The following is a 23,319-nucleotide window of genomic DNA, read 5'->3' as shown; positions in this document are numbered from 1 at the left end:
TCAAGGAAGTAAAAGATGCCAAAAGATCAAATGAGTCCCGAGAAAGTCCTCAAAACAGGTGCATTAATCAGCTTTGGAAATTTATTTATGTCACCTTTCTATTCCCGATTAGGTCCTCTTGCCTCCTTAACCCTTACTGCAGCAGCATTATTTGGATTACATGAAACAGGTAGAAAGCAGGCGGAAAATAGTTCTTTTGGTTTTTTTACGAAGTCAAACCCCAGGTTTTCCGATGTAAATACTTCAATAAAGCATGTAGTAGAAGGAGGGGCCACTACTTTTGATCGAGTTTTTCCTCCGGGTTAATCCAATATAGTCCGAATACGTGCCGCGAATGTCTTCATTCTAACAAAAGTGCGGTAAAATATCTTTCCCCAGGAGGAAAGGGGGTTTTAATTTTTAGAATAAATAGTATTTACGATTATCCCCTTTCCCAGGGGATAAGGTTAGAGAGAGTGGATTTATTGACTGCAGCAGCAAATGCAGCATTACGCAGGGGTTAACCCACTTTATGTATCTTCACCAACATGCCCACTAAAGCATTATCCAGATAATAAACGACATCACTTTTTAAACGTTGCTTTTGAGAAATAATAAAGGAGGATTGAGGGTTGCTGGGAGAGGATACCTGAAGCTCTGCTTCAAACGAATAATAAGTACTTTGCTTTACGTTCACGGTACCTTGCATTTGCCACCCATGTTGTTCCGCTAAAGGCAGTGCAACACTCGTTTGATTATTTGATGGCTGTTTCCATGAATAATGGCCGAGTACCTGGTAAGGTGATTTTCGGCTGAGTAGGTAGTATTCATCACGCAAACTGGATGAGGATGGTGGTAACAAATGATAGGGCTTTCCAGATTTATCTCCGTCCATTTTTAAAGATATTACATGAGTCGACATCGGTAGTAGAGGTGAGTCTATTGTTTTTCCCGTGTTTGCATTAGGATGAGCAAAGAGTATTAAATCAATTTGATAAGACGGTTGAGCAAAGGTAAGACAGGAATATAGGATTCCTAAAATTATTGTGATTAATCGTTCCATGGCAGTTTATTAATTATCATTATTTTAAGGGATTCCCATCTTTAATTGCACCCATGGTGCAATTACCTTCGATTTAATTTGGGCTTACTTGATTATACCTTTCCCATAAAATCACTCAACAACAATTTTAGGGAACTTGTCAGCATAATTAATTGGTTTTTTCGACAATTCAATCGAGCTTACCATCGCGGTTTTCAAGAGTGTATCGGATAAGGCACCTTGGGGTTGAATTGCTGTAGGTATCCCTTCATCGCAATTTTGTCGGATCCGTGCATCTAAAGGAAGCTGTCCCAATAATGGAATATGAGATTTCGTACATAATTTTTCTGCACCACCTGCACCAAAAATGGTTTCCTCATGCCCACATTGGCTACAAATATGGGTGGACATATTTTCGACAACACCCAGGACATCAATACCTGTTTTGGAGAACATTGCTAGTGCTTTTTGTGCATCAAGAGTCGCAACGCTTTGAGGCGTTGTCACTACTATTGCTGCAGTCAATGGAATTTTTTGTACTAAGGTTAATTGAATATCACCCGTGCCAGGGGGTAAATCAATAAATAAATAATCCAGCTCGTCCCAAAGAGTAATATCTAAAATTTGGATTAAAGATTTGGCAAGCATAGGTCCACGCCATATAAGTGCCTGGTCGCTATCAGTAAGGTAGCCTATAGACATTGTTTGAATACCATGAGCATTTGCAGGGATATAGCGTTCATCTTTAACTTGGATCGGATCAATTTCTCCTAGCATCAAGGGCATGCTGGGGCCATAGATATCAGCATCTAGAATACCCACTCTGGCACCGAGTTGCGCTAATGCCGCTGCCAAGTTGACAGTTACCGTAGACTTGCCCACACCGCCCTTACCTGAGGCAACAGCGATAGTATTTTTAACCCCCCGTAAACCTTTTCCAGTAAGTTGAGTCTTGTGGGGTTTTATTTTCTGGTTGATGTCAATGATAATTTCTTTATGCGTCATTTCAGATTGTAAGGCTTTGTATACCAGAGGTAGGTAATTTTTCTCAAGTAACTGAGAAGGGAATCCTGCCGTGAGCTTGATGATGAGTTGAGTAGGAGTGATATCCATCCTGCATTCTAAGTTCATTTCTTTGCCTGTTAGACCCAGGAATGGATCTTTGATGGAGCTTAAAATTTGGATTACTATATCTTCAATGGTCATAGAATGGCCTTAAATGCAAAAGAGGAATAATAGCGCAGAGCAACCGGATTTCCTAGTTTGATTTCTGCAATTAAACCGTTAATTCCGAGGGTTCATATTGCCAACTGACCCACGTATTATTTGGCAGATAATAAATACCGCAATAAATAGGAAGATGAACACGATTTACCAGATAAGATCCATATTCATTTAATTGTTGCTTATGTTTTCTCAACGAAATTTCATCTTCTTTTCCAGTTTTAAAGTCAATGATCCATCGCTTGTGCTGATCTTCAAAGGTTCGGTCAATAATTCGAGTGATGGGTCTATTTTGATATTGCACTAATAATTCATACTCATTTTGTTCCTGATCGTGAGGACCTATAATCCATAGTCCAATAGTATCTTCGAACATCCGAATAATTTGTTCTTGTATGCTAAGTAGCGCTGTTTGTAGCGTCTCATCATCAAAACCTAATTGGCGCAGCTCATAGCGAGCAATACTCCAGGGGACCTCAGCTACAGTTTTAGGATGGTTATCACAAATCCACTGTAATAACCGGTGCGTTACAATTCCTGTTACTCGGGGAATACTGTTTGTGAAAGAGGATTCTTTCAATGGAACAGCCACCGAAGAAAGAAGAAATTCTGGTTCTTTATTTAAATAAAATTCATTGGGCAAACGTACCAGCTTAGGGCAAGAGGATTGGGCATCTTCAATAGAAAGCAGGGATTCGTCTTCAGAAAATGTGACGTGTTTTAAAAGATTTCTAAAGGAAGTTCTTGAGGAGCGATCGGAATAATCCATCAAGTACAAACGCGATCTTGCCCGGGTTACTGCAACATAGAGTAGTCGTTGTGATTCATAATGGCTTTTTACCTCATCCAACTTGCTTAGATAATCATATAAGGCACAGTGTTCTTGATGTGCCGCATGGACTGGAGACATTAACAATAAATTGTGGTTATTTTGGGTGGGCAAATTGAGCCAACGCAGCATGGGGTTAGAACCGCGATTGGGCTGGGCCCCTAATCCAGGTAAAAATACGGTGTCGAATTCTAAACCTTTAGACTTATGAATAGTCATCACGTGCAAGCGTGATGGATTTGCTTGTTGGGAATAGAGTTTATTCAGTTCGGTGAGAAATACATTTATCTCTGGTAAACGGCCATCTTCCTCAAAACGATCCAGTAAAGTCCAGAATTGTTCCAGGTCCTGGAGTTGACTGTTGTTTAATATATTATCTATATGCAATTCTTTTAACGTATGGATTACCCATTCAGAAAGCCGTAGTTGATATCTATGAGTGAGCGATTTGTGCATCACTTTGATAAAAAAACTGGCTCGAAGCTTACCTTCTTCACTCAAAGCCTGTATTTTGTCTAAGTGCAGCAATGCAAAATAAATTGATTTTTTCTTATTAAATTGTGCAATTGCATGGATATCTTTTAAAACCAAACCACAATAGGGGCTGCGAAGTATTGCAAGCCATGAAAGCCGATTTGCTGGTTCTAATAATGCATGGGTGAGAGACCAAACATCACGCAGATGGTGCATATTGGTTAATAAAGTTATATCTGTGCCCTGATAAGGGATTTGATGCTGACGCAATAGACGAATAATTTCCCCTAACTGGGTTCTTGTGCGAACTAATATTGCCATTGTTTGCTGGGGATGAGCTTGCAATTCAAACTGAATGCTTTCTATGAGTTTTCTTGCTTCATCTTCTCGGCTTTTAAATTTTAATGCGTGAATTGCGCTGAATCCATCATCCTGAATGACATTGACGCTGGGATGGAACGAAACCGCTCCCGATTCCATATCAATTTGTTTTGGAAAAATAGCGGCAAACTGTTCATTGACCCAATTGACTACAGTATGTGATGAACGAAAGTTACAACTTAGTTGAAGCGGGAGTAATTTGACAGGACCTATACCCTGTTCTTTTGCGCGAAAAAATAGACCCACTTCCGCTTGTCTAAACCGATAAATGGATTGCATGGGATCGCCGACTATAAAAAGTGTTTTTCCATCCCCTTCCTGCCATCCACAAACTAGTTTAGCCAACAAGTCAAACTGTGCGATGGAGGTATCTTGAAATTCATCTACTAAAATATGTTTTAGGGTATGATCTAAATATAAAGCCAAATCAGTCGGATTTTCTGCTTCACCTAAAGCATTCAATGCCTGCATTGATATTGTAGTAAAGTCAACTTCATTCCGCTCACTAAATAAAAGATGTAAATGACTGACTAGAAGAGGAAGCATTAAAAAAAGAGCCTGCAGGATTTCCCATTGTTCCAGATCATATTCTGGTGCCGGTAAATTGCTTACTTGAATTAATGCATCCAGGAAATCTGGATATTCATTGAGTTCACTGAGTAATTCTTTACTCGCATTTTTAATTTTTTTATATTCATCTGGATGACAGGATGAACTCAGCAAGCCTACATGATGATCAAAACTTTTGCGAAGATTACCCCCACCTGTGAGTAACAGTTTACTTAGACCTAAAGCAATGACTTGATTGATTTGCTTAAAATCATTCCAATTTTTCAGACAATAGCGTGGTGATTCTGGATTATCTTCTAACGATGCAATTTCTCGTGCAGATCGAGTGAGTTCTTGAGCCAAATGGGTGGGCAGGCTTGTTATCAATCTTTTTAATTCATGCTTTTCTATAAATTGTAATGCTTGTTCAAAGGTCGATTTATCTTGAATTCTTGCTTGGAATAAGGGAGCTAGCCATTGATCCCTCTGCGAGAGGAGGGAGGTGAATAAATCAAGAAGCCGATCCTGACGATTATCCACGTGCAATAGAAGTTTTTTTATTGCATTTTGATATTCCGTGGTGTTTAAAGCATATTGAATACATTGTCGGCTGGCATGTAAATAATGACTTTGAGCCTTTTCAGTCACTGTTGAATAAGCAATTTGTTTTTCTAAAAGAGGAATTGCTTGATTGATACTCTGGCATAATGAGTCAATGGTAATGACTCTTAATCGATTAGGCTGCTGTAATAAATTCCACCCATAACGGGCATCGTGTTGCAGCGCCGCAAGAGCAAAATCAAAAGTCATTTGCTGATGGGGCGTGCTCCCTTTTTTATTGTTGGCTGCCTGATGTAATGCGGATACAATACGCTCCCGCATTTCGCTTGCTGCTTTACGAGTAAAAGTTAATGCGACAATTTGTTCTGGAGCTGTAACGGTGCTTAATAATCGCAAATACCGTTGCGTCAGAATTTCTGTTTTGCCTGACCCAGCAGGAGCTTGGACGATAAATGATAAGGAAGGATTTGTGGCTTGGCTTCTTTGATCACTGTCGACTAGCATTGGTATTTTTATTCCTTATTCAATAAATTGTAATGGATATTCGATTGAAATCAGTCTAGAAAGTCATTATTGGAGTGTCTCCCTTCTCCCTTAAGGAGAAGGAGAGGCTTAGTCTATAACAATTTCTTGTGCTGGCGGACGCAAGTTGTAATTGGAACTCATACACCGGCCGTAGGCGCCGGTATTGGCAATTAATATTACATCACCTTCTTCAGTCACCGGTAATAATCGATCATAACCCAAGGTATCACCTGACTCACAAATGGGTCCTACAATATGGGAAAATCCGGCTTTTTCTTCATGTAAACGGCTTAAATTGACAATTTCATGATACGCACCGTACAAAGAAGGGCGGATGAGTGAGTTCATTCCTGTTTCTATTCCGACAAATTTAACTTTTCCTTTCTCTTTACATTGAGTCACTTTAGCGAGAATGACCCCACTTTCGGCTACAAAAAAACGGCCTGGTTCAAGCCATATCTCAATGTGAGGGTAACGAGATTTTACAGCCATAAGTAATGCGTCCATATTGGCAAAATCGATAGGTTGTTGACCTGGTTTTTCTACAATACCTAATCCGCCTCCAAGATTAATTGATTTTACCTGGGGGAAATACTCTGCTAATGAGGCAAGCATTGAAGCAGTTTGTTGCCATAATTCCGGGGTAAGAATGCCGCTGCCAGAGTGTGCATGTAAACCGATGACTTGGATTTTATATTTTTTAGTGAGTGCCAACACTTGATCCATATCATTTTGAGTGATGCCGAATTTTGATTCGTTTCCTCCGGTTGAAACATGTTTATGGTGACCGGCACCTGTGCCGGGATCAATACGAATAATAACTTCCCGATTTTTAAACAAATCCGGCCAATGTTCGAGAGGATACAAACTATCTATCGTGACATAACATCCGATATTCAAAGCATACTCATATTCTGATCTCGGCGCAAAATTTGGAGTAAATAATATTCTTTTTCGATCAATATCTGGAAAAAGCTCCAGCACTTTATCCAGCTCTTGAATCGATACGCATTCAAAACCTATTCCTTCTTTTTCCATAGTGGTTAAAACGGAAGGATGAAAATTAGCCTTTATTGCATAGAACAATGCATCTATAGATTTTAGCGACAGTAATTGTTTGGCTCGTTCGACTTGAGTAGGATTATGATACACATAGCAAGGTGAATGAGTTGATGCGATTGTCAACAAACGATCACGCTCTTTTTCCCACCAGGGCACATTACGAACTACAGGTTTACCAAATTCTTCATGCCAACTTTTTGAGTAATAAAATATTTGGGGATTATTTTCAATGAGTAAATGATGCAGTTTTTGACATAATTGATTTGCTTGGGACTCATCGACAACGAAAGTGAGGTTCAAATCATTAGAAGCAAGGGACATTAAATAGACCTGTTTTGCTTCAAAAACCTCTAAAGCAGGCCCTAGCTGGGGCAGTACAGTACGAATATGATGCCCCACGAGACTAACCGCACTACAAGGTTCAATAAGTTTGGCGCGACCAAACTGATTCAATTCATCAAGTAAAGCATTAATTGCGGGCCTGTCATGTATTTTACTGTTGATGTCCAAAGACAGTGTGACATTAAACTCTGAGGAGGAGAGTAAATCCACTGAGAAGCCATGATGTTTGAACGCAGTAAAAACATCCGATAAAAAGCCTACTTGTTGCCACATGTGTAAGGTATCTATAGATATCAATAAGATACTGTTTTTAATTTGGATGGATTTAATCAAAGGTGCCGTTTCATCAATGTCTTTGGTGATGAGTGTTCCCGAATGCTCAGGCATTTGCGTATATTTAACTGACATAGGTATATTGGCGCGTCGAACAGGGGGAATACAGTTGGGATGCAATACTTTTGCACCCATTGTGGCAATTTCCTGGGCCTCATCATAATTTAATTTTTTCAATAAACGTGCTTGGGGTAGTTGATGAGGATTCGCTGTATAAATCCCAGGAACATCAGTCCAAATTTCACAAGATTGGGCTTGCAACTTCCCGGCGATTAGCGCAGCTGAAGTGTCTGATCCACCACGACCAAGTAAAACAGTTTCACCTTGAGGGTTTGCAGCAAAAAATCCCTGAGTAATAATGGCCTGGGCACCAGAGGATGCAAATTGTTCCACTAACTTGGGATCATATTCGCTGTCGCAACGTGCGGACAAATAATTTGCTGCAGTACCGTCAGGAAAAGGGGTGCTGTTTAAAATATCGCGGGCATCAAACCAGGCGCAACTAATTCCTTGTTTTTCGAGAAACGCATGTCCCAAGCGAGTCATCATCAGTTCACCCATACTTAAAACTTCTGCATGGGTTTTGGCTGGAGCCTGTTTTAATAAAGCAATACCAGTGAGCCATTGTTCTAACTGTAACAACTCTTTTGAGATGAGTTCGGGACTTACTTCCATTTGTTCTGCAAGAGAAAGATGTCCGTTACGAATATCGGTGAGAATACTTTGATGTTCGTTAATTAAAGCAGCTTCTATGGCTTTTTCTAACTTATTGGAAATTTGAGTTAATGCGGAACAAACAATAACAGGTTGTACGCCTGAATGGATGTGTTTTTTAGTAATAGAAACAATATTATTCCAGGTATTGCGAGTTGAAACGCTGGTACCACCAAATTTAGTGACTATTTGCTTCATGATTTCATTTCCGCACAAAATTAATACACATTAGCATGGACGAGAGTCAATGCACAAGCATTCAAAAATTTTATTCTTGATCCGTTCATTTAAATAAACATAAATTATCCATGATGAATTTTAATAAATCACTATGGATTAATATTCATTACTTATTGAAAGTAATAATAAAAAAGTATTTTTAAGGTGTTTTTAATGATTTGAAAACAGGGTACACTCGTTCTTTAATGGAGATTGTATTTAATGATAAAGGTATGATTTTAGAGGAGTATGGAGTGAAGAATATGCAAAAACCCTTAAGGACACTAGTGAATGCAGCTGTTATTAGTGTTTTGGCTACTGGTGTCGCTCATGCAGCGGGATTCTCCTTATATGGAGAAGGGGCAGGATACGCAGTAGGAAACTTTGCTGCAGGTTCTGCGGCAGAAGCAGCGGACGCATCTACAGGTTGGTATAACCCTGCGGGTCTAGCATTGCTTCATGAGCAACAACTCGTTTTTGGCGGGGTTGGTATATTTCCTACTCTTAAACTAGATGGATCAAGTACATTTTCAACTGCTACCGGTCTTCCACCACCATTCCCTTCTTCTGTGAATTATATCCAGGAATTTGAGGGAGTAGACGGCAGTTATAATGCTTTTGTTCCTTCATTCCATTATGCGCTTCCTTTGGGTAATCGTACTACTTTCGGTCTAAGCGTTACAGCGCCATTTGGGTTATCTACTGACTGGGCTCCGGATTCTCCTGTTCGCTATTCAGCCACATACACTGAAATCTTGACAATGGACGTATCACCAGAGTTAGGTACTCAACTCACAGAACATTTTGCATTAGGGGCAGGTCTTGATATTCAATGGTCTCGTGCTAAATTCAATCAAATCATAGGTGCACCTACTTTATTTACCACGCTTGATGAGAACCCTGCCAGTGTGGATACACTAAGCTATAACAAGGGCCAATCTTGGGGTTTGGGTTTTCATGTCGGTGTTTTAGGCATGTTCAATGATAACCACACACGTTTAGGGGTTAATTATCAGTCGAGAGTAAGACATGTTTTCTATGGACATAGTCGCTTAACGGGGATATTAGCAAATGACGATTTTAATCTGATCTTCCCTGTATTACCGCCTGAAGCATCCAGAACAAACAATGATTTATTTAGCAATCCTCAAGAATTCCCTGATGTACTTACTTTAAGTGCTTACCAGGATGTTACAGATAGGCTGGCTTTATTAGGTTCTGTTGTTTGGACTAACTGGAATGTGTTTAAGGTGATTCAATTGAATGATGTTGCGGTACCTAATATTGGGGCGCCACCATTATTTCCTGTAAATCAAGCTAATATTGAGTCAGCGGTACCTCAAAATTACCATGATTCTTGGCGTGTCGCTCTTGGTGCTAATTATTATGTCAATCCGAATTTAATGCTAAGAGTTGGAGGGGGCTATGATCAAACTCCTACCAATAATATCGATAGGAACGTACGTTTACCTGATTTGGATCGTTGGGCTATTGCTGTAGGTGCACATTATCAATGGAAGCCTTCTATTGGTATTGATGTAGGTTATACCCATCTTTTTGCTGGAAGCAAACCTAATGTCCATTCTGTCCAAGAGCTTTCGGCCACTTCTACTTATTTCGTGGATGTTGACGATGGTTATTTTGCAGCAGATTTAGTAGGTGCTCAATTGACATGGGTAATTGATAAAGTTCCTCCAGCACCATCAAAATAATTCCTTGAAAAAGAGAGATGACTAAAAAAGCCACTTAAAGTGGCTTTTTTGTTATCTGATAAATTGTATATAAAATTGTGTATCAGCCATTCTCATGTAGGCAGTGGTTTGCTGAACATGAGAATGTATCAGTGAATACAAAGAGGAGACTTACTGATGTAAACCTAGGTCATATTGCATACCCCAGGTCCCAGTATTATTATCCTTTATTAATGGTGGCTTCACCCAATCCATTGACAATGAGTGTATATCCGTTTCTAGATAAATATTTTGGAGTAATATCACCGGTATCTAGATCCATATGAACTTCACCTACTTCTATAGGATTAGCGGTATTTGTTGCCATTTTAATCACAGCAGTACATTGCCTGCCTGTGGTATGACCGTAACAAGCCATTTTTACCAGATTCCAATATACTTTTTGGGAGGAATTAGCGGCAGTTGGATACGCTGAAGGAACACCAGCTATGTATGCGTTTGATTCGACGGGCGTATTATTATGAGTAATTAAATAAACTGGGCTTGCAAAAGCTGTCAAAGCACTTAAACCTAAAGTAATTGCTGAAAAACCTTTAAATATTAAATTCATTATATCTTTCTCTCCATTTTAATTAAAAATTAATTGTGTTAATCAATTCATCACGATTTTTAAATTAACTGTCCTAAACCAATTGGATCGTCTACATTTTCAAAAATGCATCAAGAGTATATCGCAAATTAGTTTAGTGTCTATCACCAAAAGCCTCTAAACAAACAATAGATTCCTTCGGGTATCACCATTTATTTCCAAATAGGAAGAGGAATGGTTAGTTAGCATAATTTATTTTGATTCAATATGCGTGCTATATCTTTAGCGAAGTAAGAAATTATAAAATCTGCTCCAGCTCGTTTTATTGAGGTTAAACTCTCGATGATGACCTGATCTTCATGCAAAAGTCCTTTTTGGGCTGCTGTTTTAATCATGGAATATTCGCCACTGACTTGGTAAGCACAAAGAGGGACGTTAGGGAAATGTTGTTTTAGCCTTGCGATAATATCCAGGTAAAAACCAGCTGGTTTTACCATGATCATATCCGCTCCCTCCTCAAGATCCAATGCGGATTCTCTCAATGCCTCAGCACTGTTGGCAGGATCCATTTGGTAAGCTTTACGATTGCCAAATTGAGGCGCGCCTTGTGCTGCTTCTCTAAAGGGACCATACAAACAAGAACAATATTTGGCGCTGTAACTCAAAATGGGAATATGGTGAAATCCTTGGGAATCTAAAGCCTCACGGATTGCTTGCACCATGCCATCGGTCATGCCGCTGGGCGCTACCCAATCAGCACCTGCTTGAGCATGGCTTACCGCTTGTTTCCCGAGCAATGCCAAAGTTTTATCGGTATCAATTTTTTCCCCATTAAGAATGCCGCAGTGTCCATGATCGGTATACTCACAAAAACAGAGATCACTTATGATTAGAATGTCTTTATTTACAGCGCGAATTTGCTTGATTGCTTTTTGTACGATTCCTTCTTCGTTGAAGGATTCACTTCCGTAGGCATCTTTATGTTTCGGAATACCAAACAACAGTACCGCAGGAATACCTAAGGAACTAATTAATTCAATTTCTTGCGGGATGGAATTAAGACTTAATTGATATTGACCGGGCATGGCATTAATTTCCTGGGGCTCATGAATCAATTCGCTGATAAATAAAGGTGCAATGAATTGCTGAGGATGCAATCTTGTTTCCTTCATCAAAGCGCGAGACATTGCACCATTTCTTAAACGAGATAATCTTAGAGGGATGTTGTAATGAGTCATGAAATTATTCCTGTTACCCTGGTTTTTCAGTACGGCTTAGGGAGATCTTCTAGCTAAAAATCGGTAGTGTAACATAAAACCTTCAATTTAGATGAGTGTTGCTTTGAAGTCTCAAGAATAGCGCAATTTTGGATTCCTAAATGGATTTATCACTTCGTTTGATGGATGGATTCCCGCCTGCGCGGGAATGACAAAAAAAGAAAAAGAACTTTTAAAATTATTTTAATTTCTATTCTGTCATTCCAGAAGAAGATCATGTGCAATTTAATTGAGGACATCATCTGGGCAGTTCCGTTATCCATTAAAAAAATATTTATATAAATTAAAAGGATGGATAAATTTTGTTTAGAATTCAATTGTAAGTATGTCATTCCCGCGTAGGGCGGAATCCATATGGCAATCTAATTGAGGACTTGATTTGAGAAGTCCATTTCCCTTGGAATAACAGTTCCCGCGTAGCGGGAATCCATGCAGCAATTTGATTGGTGCCTTGTTAGGAAAGATAATCTCACGCGCATTATTGAACTTGTTTGTAAATTATTGAGAGGCAGTTTTCCTGGAGGTTTTTTTCTTCTTGGGTTTTTTATTAGAAGTATACATAAAATCAATAGCGCTGCTGTTATTACTATTACTGATTTGGATACTGAAAAAACGATTCAGTAGATATCTTAATGTCAGCATATTTGTATCGGTTTGTGACACGCCAATATTATAACTTAAATAGAGGCGCTTCGAGATGGATTTACCAACGACGACTGAGGTGGTTTCCGTTGAGGTATTGGTTGATTGATTGTAATTTGTATTGGTCTGTACATTGAAATCAATACCTGCAGTTTGCTTGAGCTGCTGTAAAAGCTGGAGGCTATTTGTATTGCTTCCCAAATTCATCGAAGAAATAGCAGCTAAAAGCAATTGTCCTCCAGCCTTGTTTGCTTGATTTGCAGGCCGACCTATAACGAGCATGGATAGGATATCGGCTTGAGAAAGTACTGCGGGATCTGAAAACAATTGGATTTTTGGATGCGTTAATCGTCCGCTTACTTCGACACCTAACGTTATCGTTTCACCAAAATTAAAATTTTGCACATTACTGCTATTAAAGTCCAAAAGTTGGGTTGAGCTTGAATAAGTAGTGTCTTTTTTAGCAATTTTTTTCGCAGCGCGAAGATTTATTCCTGGGTTATCTATTGGACCTTTAAAGATTAATTCTCCTTGTTTAATTTTTAAATCTAGTCCATAAGCTTTATAAGTTCCATCTCTAACTGTTAATTCGCCAAATGCATTCATTGAGCTTTGTTGTGATTTAATATGTAGTATGCCGTCAAGATATCCCTTCAGTCCTTTTACGTCTATTTGAACCTCTTTTCCCATTTCAAGTTTAATATCTATAGTTTGAGTGGCATCTACTGTAGGCGTGGCGGATTTAACTTTTTGTTGGTACACCACATCCTCTGGTAAGGAAATGCTATTATGGAATGTACGAGGTTTGATCTCTGCAAGGGGAATCAATATAGTACCTGAAAGAGATTGTACTTTCGGAGTTACTTGCAGTTTGAGTTTAGGAGTTACATGAACTTTATATTCACTGGTTTGAATTAATGGAAAATCTGTTCCTTCAAGTGTGAAATTTCCGGTAAATTGTGAGTCAAAATTGCCTTTTCCTGAAAGAGACAAATGATGGCCTGCTGACTCTGCTAAACCTAAGGCAACCCAGGAACTTTCTTTTCCGTACACATTAACTTCAATAGTATTGAAATCAAGTCCTATTTTGGGCAAAGAGAGGCTTGCTTTTTTCAACATGAAACGACTGTCCATTTTTCTATTCTTCAATGTTCCATGGATATTTAAAGAAGCCATCAGTTGGCCTTTGAGCTTTGTAATTTCAGGGCTTATTTTTTGTAAAAAATCAAGGGAATTCAATTCCAATAATAATTCTGAATTAATGGGCTGGTCATCCTGCAAACCTTTATCCAATGCAAAATGGGGTAATAAAAGTTCCACTTTTACATTTTTACTTTCATCTAGGATCAAATTTCCAGACCCCTTTAATTTTTCAGGGGTCAGCAATACTTGGATAGAACCTCCTTTAAATTGAAGGGGAGGGAGTTTGCTAGCGGGATCATGATAAAATCCGGGACTTACTTTTAATAATAAATTTCCTTGGTTTTTGGAGATAATCTCACCCTTTGCAGATAATTTGGTATAAAAACGGGTTTGCTGGGAAGGTCCCCCGTTTTGTGTTGGATTCAATTGGGTATCAAAAGTCCAGTTCCAGGGTGGGGAACCCTTGATTTTACCCTGCAGTAACCAACGCTCTTCTGGGGCTGTGGTAATTTGCGAGGACAAATTAAATTGCATGTTATGCAACACCCCTGTTGCTGTAATATTCCCTTTTTCACTATGAATATACTCCTCTGTTTTGAGATACCCTCTCAGGTTTTTCCATTGTGCTGTGATGAATTGATTATCCCACAAAGAGCGAGGTTGCCATTGCACATTCAATTGAGCAACTTTTAATTTAAGCGATTCATTATTGTATTCAATGCCTTTTAGGGTAAAGTGATCCAAGAAGCTGCCCTCAATCTGTTCGATTTTGAGAGTACCAGGCAAATAGAGGCGTGTTAATTGTATTAAGTTATTTAAGCCAGGTTGAGTCTCCAATAAATATAAAGCGATTCCCGCGAATAAAATGAGTAAAAAAGTGACTATATAAAGAGTTTTAATGAATACTTTAAGTATTTTTTTTAGAATTCTGATCATAGGTCAGGCCCCATACTGATCACCAGTCGGGGGCCACTACTGTCTCGCCACCAGCGGCTGTTGATTGCCTGCGCAAAACCTACTTTAATGGGACCTATTGGTGAGACCCACATCAACCCTCCGCCCACATCATAATAACTCTTTCGAGGTGTGGGATTGTAAACAGCTCCTGCATCATAAAATGCAATCAAGTACCAATTTTTTTTTGTTTCCTTTTGAACTTCAAAGCCTGCATAACTTATTACTCTGCCAGGACCTATTGAATTAAAGCTGTAAGCTTTTAAATTATCCGTTCCTCCTAAAAGCAATGCAAGTGAAACAGGTTCCTGATTAATATTATTAATGGCTGTAAATCCTTGAATGGCATGTCCATAGAGACGTAAACGAAGGGGTTCTATGCGCACAGCCGCTTTTATATCTAAAGATGCTTGTGCAATATTGATAGTAGATAACAGTGCTTGGCTTGCAGCAAGCGCATTAAAGGTGATGTTGTATCCACTAGGTGAAAATAGAATATCTTTAGTTTTGCTCAACGTGAAACTTGTCTTGGGGTAGAGCAAAAATTGTTGGGTATTATCCTGGAATGCATAATGGAATCCTTCATAAAGAGAATTGAGGGATAAAATTCGTTGATAATTGGTTTCTCGATGTTGCTGGGCCAATGAAATGAGATAAGAGTTACTGTACCCAGCTGCGTAGTTTAAATTAGAGAAATTTCCGGTAACAGAGTATTGATCGTGGATGGGATCTTTCCCTGGAATTATATACTGGCCTTGCACGGAGTTTTGAACAAAAGAACCTTGGGCCATAAGATTAAATTTATGTCCTTTCCGATTCACTGGTATGACGTGTAATTCAGCTCGACCACGAACTCCAGTATCAGTTCCGTACCCCGCACCAAGGGTATAGGAGTATTTCGATACAGGCTCTGTATAGATTTGAACTGGTACGGTGGGATTGTCTGTAATTTGTGGTTTCACAAGAACTGAACTAAAGTATCCACTACTCGATAAATCATTATTTAACTGAAGTATTTTATCTCCAGAATAAACTTGTCCTGGATGAAAAGGTACAAACCGGTGGAGAAGTTCGGGATTGATATACGTGGGATTAAATTGTATTTGTCCAAAATAATACAAAGGTCCCGTATCCAGAATCAAAACAATTTCCGCAGTATATTTTTCCTCATTGATTAAAATTTCACTTCTTTTAAAACCTGCATGCATGTAACCTTGATTTTCTGCTGTATTAATGAGTTTGGATTTGGTTTGCTCGTATTGATCTGTAAATAGGGCTGCTCCTGGTTTCAAGGGCATATTTTTTATCACGTCACGCAAAACAGGATTTTGTGCTCCCTCACCAATAATATCTATCTTAATTTGAGAAATTAAAATTTGGGGGCCAGCATGGATATGAATAACCAACTGTTGTGAATTTGGTTGTTGCAGGATTACTTCCGCTTTAAAATAGCCATAAGGTTTGATTGCTTGAACCACCTGCTCCTGCAATTCTTCCATACTGAACTGAGAAAGAGGCTTTATTTTTTGTAATTCACTGAAACGTTTTTCGACATTTGCTTCTACTTTCCCAGAAACCCCATTAATTGTAATGGATGTTGTCTCATTCTTTTGAGCATATAATTCAAAGCAAGTCACGAAAAGTATCAAGTAAATGAGTTTTTTTACCATAATCTTAATACATGTATCACTAAAAAATTTCCCTCGTGCATAGAAAACACTTTATGAATATACACTTAAACGAGGGCCAGGGCTAGTAATCATAAAGGCGACATCAATTTACACTCTTGTTTCTATTGATGTATATGTAGAATTTGCTGCCAAAATTTGTTTAAAAAAAGCCACTATAGTTGTTTAAATGTACTTAATGATAATTTTTCCAAAAAAATTATTCCAAATAAAATTTTTTTATATCAGAAGCAGCAGAAATTCTATTGCTCCTTACTCCTCGCGAAGCAATTCATTCTCTATTTGTTCCATTTTTTTGAACCGATAAATCAAATCAAGTGCTTCTCTAGCTGTTAAGTGATCGGGATCAATTCGGGATAATTCGCGTGAAATAGGAGATAGAGCATCACTTGTCATGGGTGGCTTTTGAACTACTGGCTTTGATTGATTTTGAATTAGATTTAAATGAGCATGAGCAATTTTTAATACATCCGAAGGTATCCCTGCAAGCTCAGCTACTTCCAAGCCGTAACTGCGGTTTGCTGGTCCTGGTTCAACTCGATATAAAAAGATAATTCGACCAGTTTCTAATGAGGCTTGTAAATGAACGTTCCGAATACAGCTCCATTCTTGAGGAAGTTTCGTCAATTCAAAGTAATGGGTGGAAAATAGTGTAAAGGCTTTCACGGTAGTAGCAAGATAAGTACAGGTAGCATAAGCTAAGGCCATCCCATCATAGGTACTGGTACCTCGGCCAATTTCATCAATCAACACCAGGCTATCCTGCGTTGCTTGCCTCAATATCTGTGCTGTTTCCGTCATTTCAACCATAAAAGTTGAGCGTCCAGATGCTAAATCATCGCTGGCGCCTATGCGGGTAAAAATTCTATCGATGGGCCCTAATGTCACAGAGTTAGCGGGAACAAAACTACCCACATGCGCGAGGAGTACAATTAAAGCGGTTTGCCGCATGTATGTCGATTTACCGCCCATATTTGGGCCCGTTATCAGTAAAATGTTTTGGGAAGGTTTTAGATGTAAATCATTGGCCACAAAACGTTCTTGCAATAAATTTTCAATCACTGGATGCCGTCCGGCCTCTATAAATATTTGTGAATCGGGAACAAAGTCAGGCGCACACCAATTTAAATGTTGCGCTCGTTCCGCTAGGGTATTTAAAACATCTAACTGCGCCAAAGCTTGTGCTATTTGCGTTAACTCTTTTATATATTGCTGTAGTTCGATCAACAAGTTTTCGTACAGCCATTTTTCACGGGCTAAAGCTTTAACTTGAGCGGAAAGTACCTTTTCTTCAAATTGCTTCAATTCGGGTGTGATATAACGTTCTACATTTTTTAAAGTTTGTTTCCTATGATAATAAGCAGGTGCTTTTTCTGCTTGAGATTTAGAGAGTTCTATAAAAAAACCCTGGACATTATTGAAACCGAATTTCAGAGTAGAAAGACCTGTTTTTTGTTTTTCTTCTTGTTCTAAATCCATCAGTTTATCGTTCGCCTGAGTACTGAGCATTCTTAACTCATCAAGTTCTTCATCAAAACCGGAGGCAATGACACCACCGTCCCGAATCAATACAGGTGGGTTTTCTATAAGAGCTGAAGAGAGTAAATGATGTAGTTCAGCTAAAGGGTTCATGTGACTTTTTAATTGTCCAAAAAGTTGGCTCTCATTCTGTTCTAAAACGGCTTTGAGTTCAGGAAGAATTCCTAACGTATGATTTAACGCAATCAAATCACGGGGTCGAGCCGACTTTAATGCAATACGTGAGACAATCCTTTCTACATCACAAATCTGTTGCAACAGTTCCTGAAAGATGAAATGCTGCTGGCGTTGAATAATTTCCATTACTGCATTCTGCCGTTCTTTTATGGTGTGATGATGTTTTAGTGGCCGTCCCAACCATCTTTTGAGTAAGCGGCTTCCCATGCTACAGGCAGTTTTATCCATAAGGGAGAGCAAGCTATTTTCCTGGCTGCCGCTCATATTTTCAAATAATTCCAAATGTTTTTGTGTTGAAGCATCTAATTGTAAATAATCGTGGGTATGCTCAAGAGTCATTGACGTAAGGTGAGGGAGCGCTTGTTTCTGAGTTGATTGTAAGTAGATTAACAATGCACCTGCTGCAACAACAGATGTGGGATGATTTTGTACACCAAACAAAGCAAGATCACTTACAGCAAATTGCTCACATAAAATTTTGTTCGCGTGCTCAAAACTAAACTCCCATCCCGGCCTTAATTTAATTGGAAAATTATCACAACATTCTTCAAGATGGGAATCAACTTCCAAGAGCAATTCTGCGGGTTGTAGTCTGGTCAGTTCTGCCTTAAGCTGGTTTGATTCACTTAATTCCATTAAACTAAAGCGACCGCTACTTAACTCAACCCATGCCAAGCCAATTTTTTGTTTTTGACTATGGATTGCCAACAATAAATTTTCTTTTTTTGCATCTAACAGGGCTTCATCAGTCACTGTTCCTGGCGTTATAATTCGAGTGACTTCACGTGCTACAGGCCCTTTACTCGTTGCGGGGTCACCTATTTGTTCACAAATGGCTACTGATTCGCCCTTTTTGATTAACCTTGCCAAATAATTTTCCACCGCATGGTAGGGTACACCGGCCATAGGAATCGGTTTATCTGCAGATTGGCCACGATGGGTTAAAGTAAGATCGAGAAGCTGAGATGCTCGTTTGGCATCATCAAAAAATAATTCATAAAAATCACCCATACGATAGAACAATAACATGTCCGGGTATTCCGATTTAATCCGTAAATATTGCTGCATCATGGGTGTATGGGACATGGTCTTTAGAAAATAGTTTGAGATAAAATTGCGGCAATTCTAACAAAATTAGTCTCATTTACAATCCTGCAATTTATGGCTTTATGAGCTCCTGGTATCCATGATTAGATTTTAAAATAAAGGGCGAGAAAGCTTTTTAAAATATTTATATTTAATGAATTCCCTTTCGAAAACCATAGGATTTTTTGTACAGAAATGAGACGTATTTCACGAAGAAATAAACCTGGATTCAGGGATGGAATCTAAGATATTATCAATGAATCCAAACAGACAGCAAAGGAAATGCTATGTTAACCCCTAAGGATGTAAAAACAGTTGAGGCCGCAAAACAAATCGTCGAAGAGCGCAATTTATCCCATGTCAAAGTCGGTTTATTTGATATGGATGGAGTCATGCTGGGCAAATATATGAGCCGCAATAAATTTTTTTCAGCTTTAGAGAATGGTTTTTCATTTTGTGATGTGATCCTGGGATGGGACTCCAAAGACAAACTTTATGATAATGGAAAATATACGGGTTGGCATACGGGGTATCCTGATACTTCAGTACGTATTATTCCAGATACTTGCCGCGATCTTTTTTTTGAAGAAAATCAACTTTTATTTATGGCTGAATTTGCCGGGGGTGCTGAATCATTATGTCCCAGAGCTCTTCTTCGCCGCATTGTTGATAAAGCCAGTTCGATGGGATTTGATGTGTATGCGGCATTGGAGTATGAATTTTTCATGTTTGATGAAACTCCTGATTCTGTGCGTTCCAAAGGATTTCGAGATTTAAAGCCCATGACTCCAGATTTCTTTGGTTATTCCATGATACGCAATACAGTTCACGCGGATTTATATCATCAAATATTGAATATGAGTGAAATCATGGATTTTCCTATTGAAGGTTTGCATGCAGAAACTGGCCCTGGAGTGATAGAGGCAGCAATCGCCGTAGATAGAGCAGTAGAGGCAGGAGATAAGGCAGCACTGTTTAAAACATTTATGAAGGTTTTGGCACAACGTAATCAGCTGATGGCAACGTTTATGGCGAAATGGTCACCGGACTATCCGGGTCAAAGCGGCCACATCCATCTCTCCTTGAGAAATAAAAATAGCTCAAATGGCGCTTTTTATGATCCCTCCAGGGAATATAATATGAGTCAGATTCAGCGTCATTTTGTGGCAGGTCAACAAAAACTTATGCCTGAATTTTTGGCCATGGTTTCCCCCACTGTCAACAGTTTTTCCCGCCTGATCCCAGGATTTTGGGCTCCTACCGATGCCACTTGGGGTGTAGAAAATCGGACTACTGCATTACGCGTAATACCTGGAAGTGATAAATCACAGCGTGTTGAGTATCGTTTGGGATCGGCTGATTCAAATCCTTATTTGGCTTTAGCGGCAGCATTAGGTTCAGGTTTGTATGGAATAGAACATAAGCTTGAGCCTTATCCGGAAATTAAAGGGAATTCTTATGATCAATCCCATGAAGAATCACTTGCTCTGCCGCGTACTCTTTGGGAAGCTGCCCATCGTCTTAAAGAGTCGAAGGCAGCCCGTTATTTATTTGGGGATCCTTTTGTGGATCATTTTGCAGCATCCCGTGAATGGGAAGAGCGAGAATTTCGCAAGCACATAACCGACTGGGAACTAGATCGATATTTTGAAATCATATAAATGGATTTATTTATTATGAACGACACGTTAAAAACTTATTCGCCAATAGACAATTCGGTATATGTTGAGCGGGCATTTGCCAACGAAGATGACATACAATTTGCTCTGGAGCTTGCATTAGGTGCAAAAAACCTATGGGCAGCTACCAGCCTTAATGAACGTGCCAAATTCTGTACCGCTGCAATTAATTTTTTAGTAGAAAAGCAAGAAGAAATTGCGAAAGAAATTTGCTGGCAAATGGGTAGGCCTATCCGGTATGCCCAGGGGGAAATTCAAGGTTTGGAAGAGCGGGCTCGTTATATGATTGCGGCAGCAAATGCTGCCCTTGCGCCAATTAACCTACCTGAAAAAACTGGGTTCCTTCGTTACATAAATCGGGAACCCTTGGGTTTATCCTTCATCATCGCGCCCTGGAATTATCCCTATCTGACTGCGGTTAATGCAATCATTCCGGCAATTATGGCTGGAAATGTCGTTTTACTAAAACATTCAGTACAAACGCCACTTGTAGCTGAGCGGTTTGCTCAGGCATTTACAGAGGCGAAGTTACCATCTGGAGTATTCCAGTATTTGCATCTTACGCATGCAGATACTGAAAAAGTATTGCGCCATTCGGCCATTAACCATGTTGCTTTTACAGGTTCTGTTGCCGGGGGAACAATGGTAGAAAAAATAACAGCTGGACGATTTTTGAATGTTGGACTTGAACTCGGAGGCAAAGATCCAGCATATGTGCGTTTTGATGCAGATATAGACAGCGCGGTAGCTACCTTAATGGATGGAGCGTTTTTTAATTCAGGCCAATCCTGTTGCGGTATCGAGCGTATCTATGTTCATAAAAAAATTTATGAAGAATTTGTACATAAGACAATAGCTTTGGTGAATCAGTACAGATTAGGGCGTCCTGATGATCCGGAAACGACTTTAGGACCACTTGTTCGTCCTTCAGCGGCTGATTTTGTTCGTATACAGATTAACGAAGCGTTGGCACAGGGAGCTATAGCACATATTGATCCTCAAAATTTTCCCATGGATCAACCCGGATCTGCTTATATGGCACCGCAGATTTTAACCAATGTGAACCATTCAATGCGTATCATGACCGAGGAGACATTTGGACCTGTAGTGGGTCTTATGCCTGTGGATTGCGATGAGGAAGCGATTGCACTTATGAACGACAGTGAGTATGGGTTAACAGCAGCTGTTTTTACAAAAAACTACGATGAGGGAATGGTTATTGGCGAGAAATTACAAACTGGAACTTTTTTTATTAATCGTTGTGATTATCTCGATCCTGCTTTGGCTTGGACGGGTGTTAAAAATTCTGGACGGGGATGTACGCTTTCGTCAATAGGCTATGAGGTCTTCACTAGACCTAAATCTTTTCACATCAAAATGAACAATTAAAAAAGGAACCTTAAATGAGTACTTTTTTGCTGAATGCCAATTGGAATTTTCCGACTTCAATCAAGGTAGGAGCGGGACGTGTTCAAGAATTAACAGATACATGCAATACACTGGGATTTAAATCGCCCTTACTCGTTACGGATATGAATCTTGCAACATTACCTATCATCGACACCATCATGACACATTGCAGGAATGGAGGTCTATCCATTCATTTATACGCTGCCATAAAAGCGAATCCTACTGAGGAAAATGTTATGGAAGGTGTTCATGCCTTCAGGAAAGGTCAACATGATTGCATTATCGCATTTGGAGGCGGATCAGCCTTGGACGCTGGTAAAGCCATTGCTTTAATGGCCGGGCAACAAGGTTCCTTATGGGATTTTGAAGATCAGGGGGATAATTGGCGACGAGTCAATGCAAAGGGTATTGCTGGAATTATCGCGATACCCACTACGGCAGGTACAGGGTCTGAGGTTGGACGTGCCTCCGTGATTACTGATCCACAACTAAAACGTAAAAAGATTATATTTCATCCTAAAATGATGCCCACAACCGTAATTTTAGATCCTGAACTCATGGTTGGTTTACCCCCAAATATTACAGCAGCAACGGGAATGGATGCTTTGTCGCATTGCTTGGAAGCTTATTCTGCACCCGGATACCATCCGATGGCAGAGGGAATTGCCATCGAAGGGATACGTCTAATAAAAGAACATTTACCTCGTGTCTATCAAAATGGTAATGATTTAGCCTCAAGAACTCAAATGCTGGTGGCTTCCTTAATGGGGGCAACAGCTTTTCAACGTGGGTTAGGGGCTATGCATGCACTGGCTCATCCGTTAGGTGCGCTTTATGATGCCCATCATGGCCGATTAAATGCAATATTAATGCCTTATGTACTGCAGGCGAATCGTTCTATAATTGAATCCAGAATAGAGCGATTGGCTATCTATTTGGAAATCAATAATGGTTTTGACGGATTTCTTGACTGGATTTTGCAATTACGTGGCGAATTAGGGATAGAGCACAGTTTGCAAGAGATTGGCATTGATGATCAGTTAGCAAACCGTATTGCTTCTATGGCGACTGAAGACCCTTCTGCCCAAAGCAATCCAATTCTTTTCAATGACAGAGAATATAAAAATATTCTTTTATCTGCCATTCGCGGAGACACTCTGCAACTTTCCAAGGCAGAAATGGTTCGGCTGGAAGAATCTCCCTGAGGGTA

The 23,319-nt window shown here is 39.5% G+C and carries 14 protein-coding genes; 5 read left to right on the top strand and 9 right to left on the bottom strand.

Annotated elements, in window-relative coordinates:
- Positions 1 to 15: 15 nt before the first annotated feature.
- Positions 16 to 306, top strand: a complete 291-nt coding sequence (locus BU07_RS0114820; protein ID WP_031567389.1) for a hypothetical protein — start codon at positions 16 to 18, stop codon at positions 304 to 306.
- Positions 307 to 499: 193 nt separating this feature from the next.
- Here the strand turns inward: BU07_RS0114820 and BU07_RS0114815 are convergent, their stop codons facing one another.
- From BU07_RS0114815 to BU07_RS0114800, 4 genes are all read right to left on the bottom strand, one after another.
- On the bottom strand, positions 500 to 1,042 hold the full coding sequence (locus BU07_RS0114815) for a CsiV family protein (RefSeq protein ID WP_031567388.1): 543 nt from the start codon (positions 1,040 to 1,042) through the stop codon (positions 500 to 502).
- A 111-nt stretch (positions 1,043 to 1,153) separates the two neighbouring features.
- Positions 1,154 to 2,227, bottom strand: a complete 1,074-nt coding sequence (gene apbC, locus BU07_RS0114810; protein WP_031567384.1) for an iron-sulfur cluster carrier protein ApbC — start codon at positions 2,225 to 2,227, stop codon at positions 1,154 to 1,156.
- A 70-nt stretch (positions 2,228 to 2,297) separates the two neighbouring features.
- Positions 2,298 to 5,543 (bottom strand): UvrD-helicase domain-containing protein, encoded by a 3,246-nt coding sequence (locus BU07_RS0114805; RefSeq protein ID WP_031567382.1) that lies wholly within the window; start codon positions 5,541 to 5,543, stop codon positions 2,298 to 2,300.
- A gap of 108 nt (positions 5,544 to 5,651) precedes the next feature.
- Complete coding sequence (locus BU07_RS0114800; protein WP_031567380.1) at positions 5,652 to 8,213, bottom strand: bifunctional aspartate kinase/diaminopimelate decarboxylase; 2,562 nt, start codon at positions 8,211 to 8,213, stop codon at positions 5,652 to 5,654.
- 275 nt (positions 8,214 to 8,488) lie between these two features.
- Here BU07_RS0114800 and BU07_RS0114795 point away from each other — a divergent pair, with 275 nt between their 5' ends.
- Positions 8,489 to 9,946: an OmpP1/FadL family transporter gene (locus tag BU07_RS0114795; protein ID WP_031567378.1), complete on the top strand. Its 1,458-nt coding sequence runs from the start codon at positions 8,489 to 8,491 to the stop codon at positions 9,944 to 9,946.
- A 199-nt stretch (positions 9,947 to 10,145) separates the two neighbouring features.
- Here the strand turns inward: BU07_RS0114795 and BU07_RS0114790 are convergent, their stop codons facing one another.
- From BU07_RS0114790 to mutS, 5 genes are all read right to left on the bottom strand, one after another.
- Positions 10,146 to 10,535: a hypothetical protein gene (locus tag BU07_RS0114790; RefSeq protein ID WP_031567376.1), complete on the bottom strand. Its 390-nt coding sequence runs from the start codon at positions 10,533 to 10,535 to the stop codon at positions 10,146 to 10,148.
- Between the two features lie 221 nt (positions 10,536 to 10,756).
- Positions 10,757 to 11,752, bottom strand: a complete 996-nt coding sequence (gene hemB, locus BU07_RS0114785; protein ID WP_031567374.1) for a porphobilinogen synthase — start codon at positions 11,750 to 11,752, stop codon at positions 10,757 to 10,759.
- 537 nt (positions 11,753 to 12,289) lie between these two features.
- Positions 12,290 to 14,512, bottom strand: a complete 2,223-nt coding sequence (locus BU07_RS0114780; RefSeq protein WP_031567372.1) for a translocation/assembly module TamB domain-containing protein — start codon at positions 14,510 to 14,512, stop codon at positions 12,290 to 12,292.
- On the bottom strand, positions 14,509 to 16,167 hold the full coding sequence (locus BU07_RS0114775; protein ID WP_428829206.1) for an autotransporter assembly complex protein TamA: 1,659 nt from the start codon (positions 16,165 to 16,167) through the stop codon (positions 14,509 to 14,511). Before BU07_RS0114775 ends, BU07_RS0114780 begins: the two co-directional genes overlap by 4 nt.
- 303 nt (positions 16,168 to 16,470) lie before the next feature.
- Positions 16,471 to 19,005 carry a DNA mismatch repair protein MutS gene (mutS, locus tag BU07_RS0114770; RefSeq protein WP_031567369.1) on the bottom strand — a complete coding sequence of 845 codons (2,535 nt, stop codon included), beginning with the start codon at positions 19,003 to 19,005 and terminating at the stop codon, positions 16,471 to 16,473.
- Between the two features lie 302 nt (positions 19,006 to 19,307).
- On the opposite strand from mutS, the gene BU07_RS0114765 reads away from it, so the two are divergent.
- From BU07_RS0114765 to BU07_RS0114755, 3 genes are read left to right on the top strand one after another with little or no spacing between them, the layout of a single operon-like run.
- Positions 19,308 to 20,681: a glutamine synthetase family protein gene (locus BU07_RS0114765; protein ID WP_031567367.1), complete on the top strand. Its 1,374-nt coding sequence runs from the start codon at positions 19,308 to 19,310 to the stop codon at positions 20,679 to 20,681.
- A gap of 15 nt (positions 20,682 to 20,696) precedes the next feature.
- Positions 20,697 to 22,088, top strand: coding sequence for an aldehyde dehydrogenase family protein (locus BU07_RS0114760; RefSeq protein ID WP_031567365.1), 1,392 nt, complete (start codon positions 20,697 to 20,699; stop codon positions 22,086 to 22,088).
- 14 nt (positions 22,089 to 22,102) lie between these two features.
- The gene (locus BU07_RS0114755) at positions 22,103 to 23,314 is read left to right on the top strand and encodes an iron-containing alcohol dehydrogenase (protein WP_031567363.1); all 1,212 of its coding nucleotides are present in this window, start codon (positions 22,103 to 22,105) and stop codon (positions 23,312 to 23,314) included.
- Positions 23,315 to 23,319 lie beyond the last annotated feature (5 nt).

Source organism: Legionella wadsworthii DSM 21896 = ATCC 33877 (assembly GCF_000701265.1).
Taxonomy (GTDB): Bacteria; Pseudomonadota; Gammaproteobacteria; order Legionellales; family Legionellaceae; genus Legionella; species Legionella wadsworthii.
Note: the sequence above shows the minus strand (reverse complement) of the source record. Positions and strands in the feature narration are given on the sequence as shown.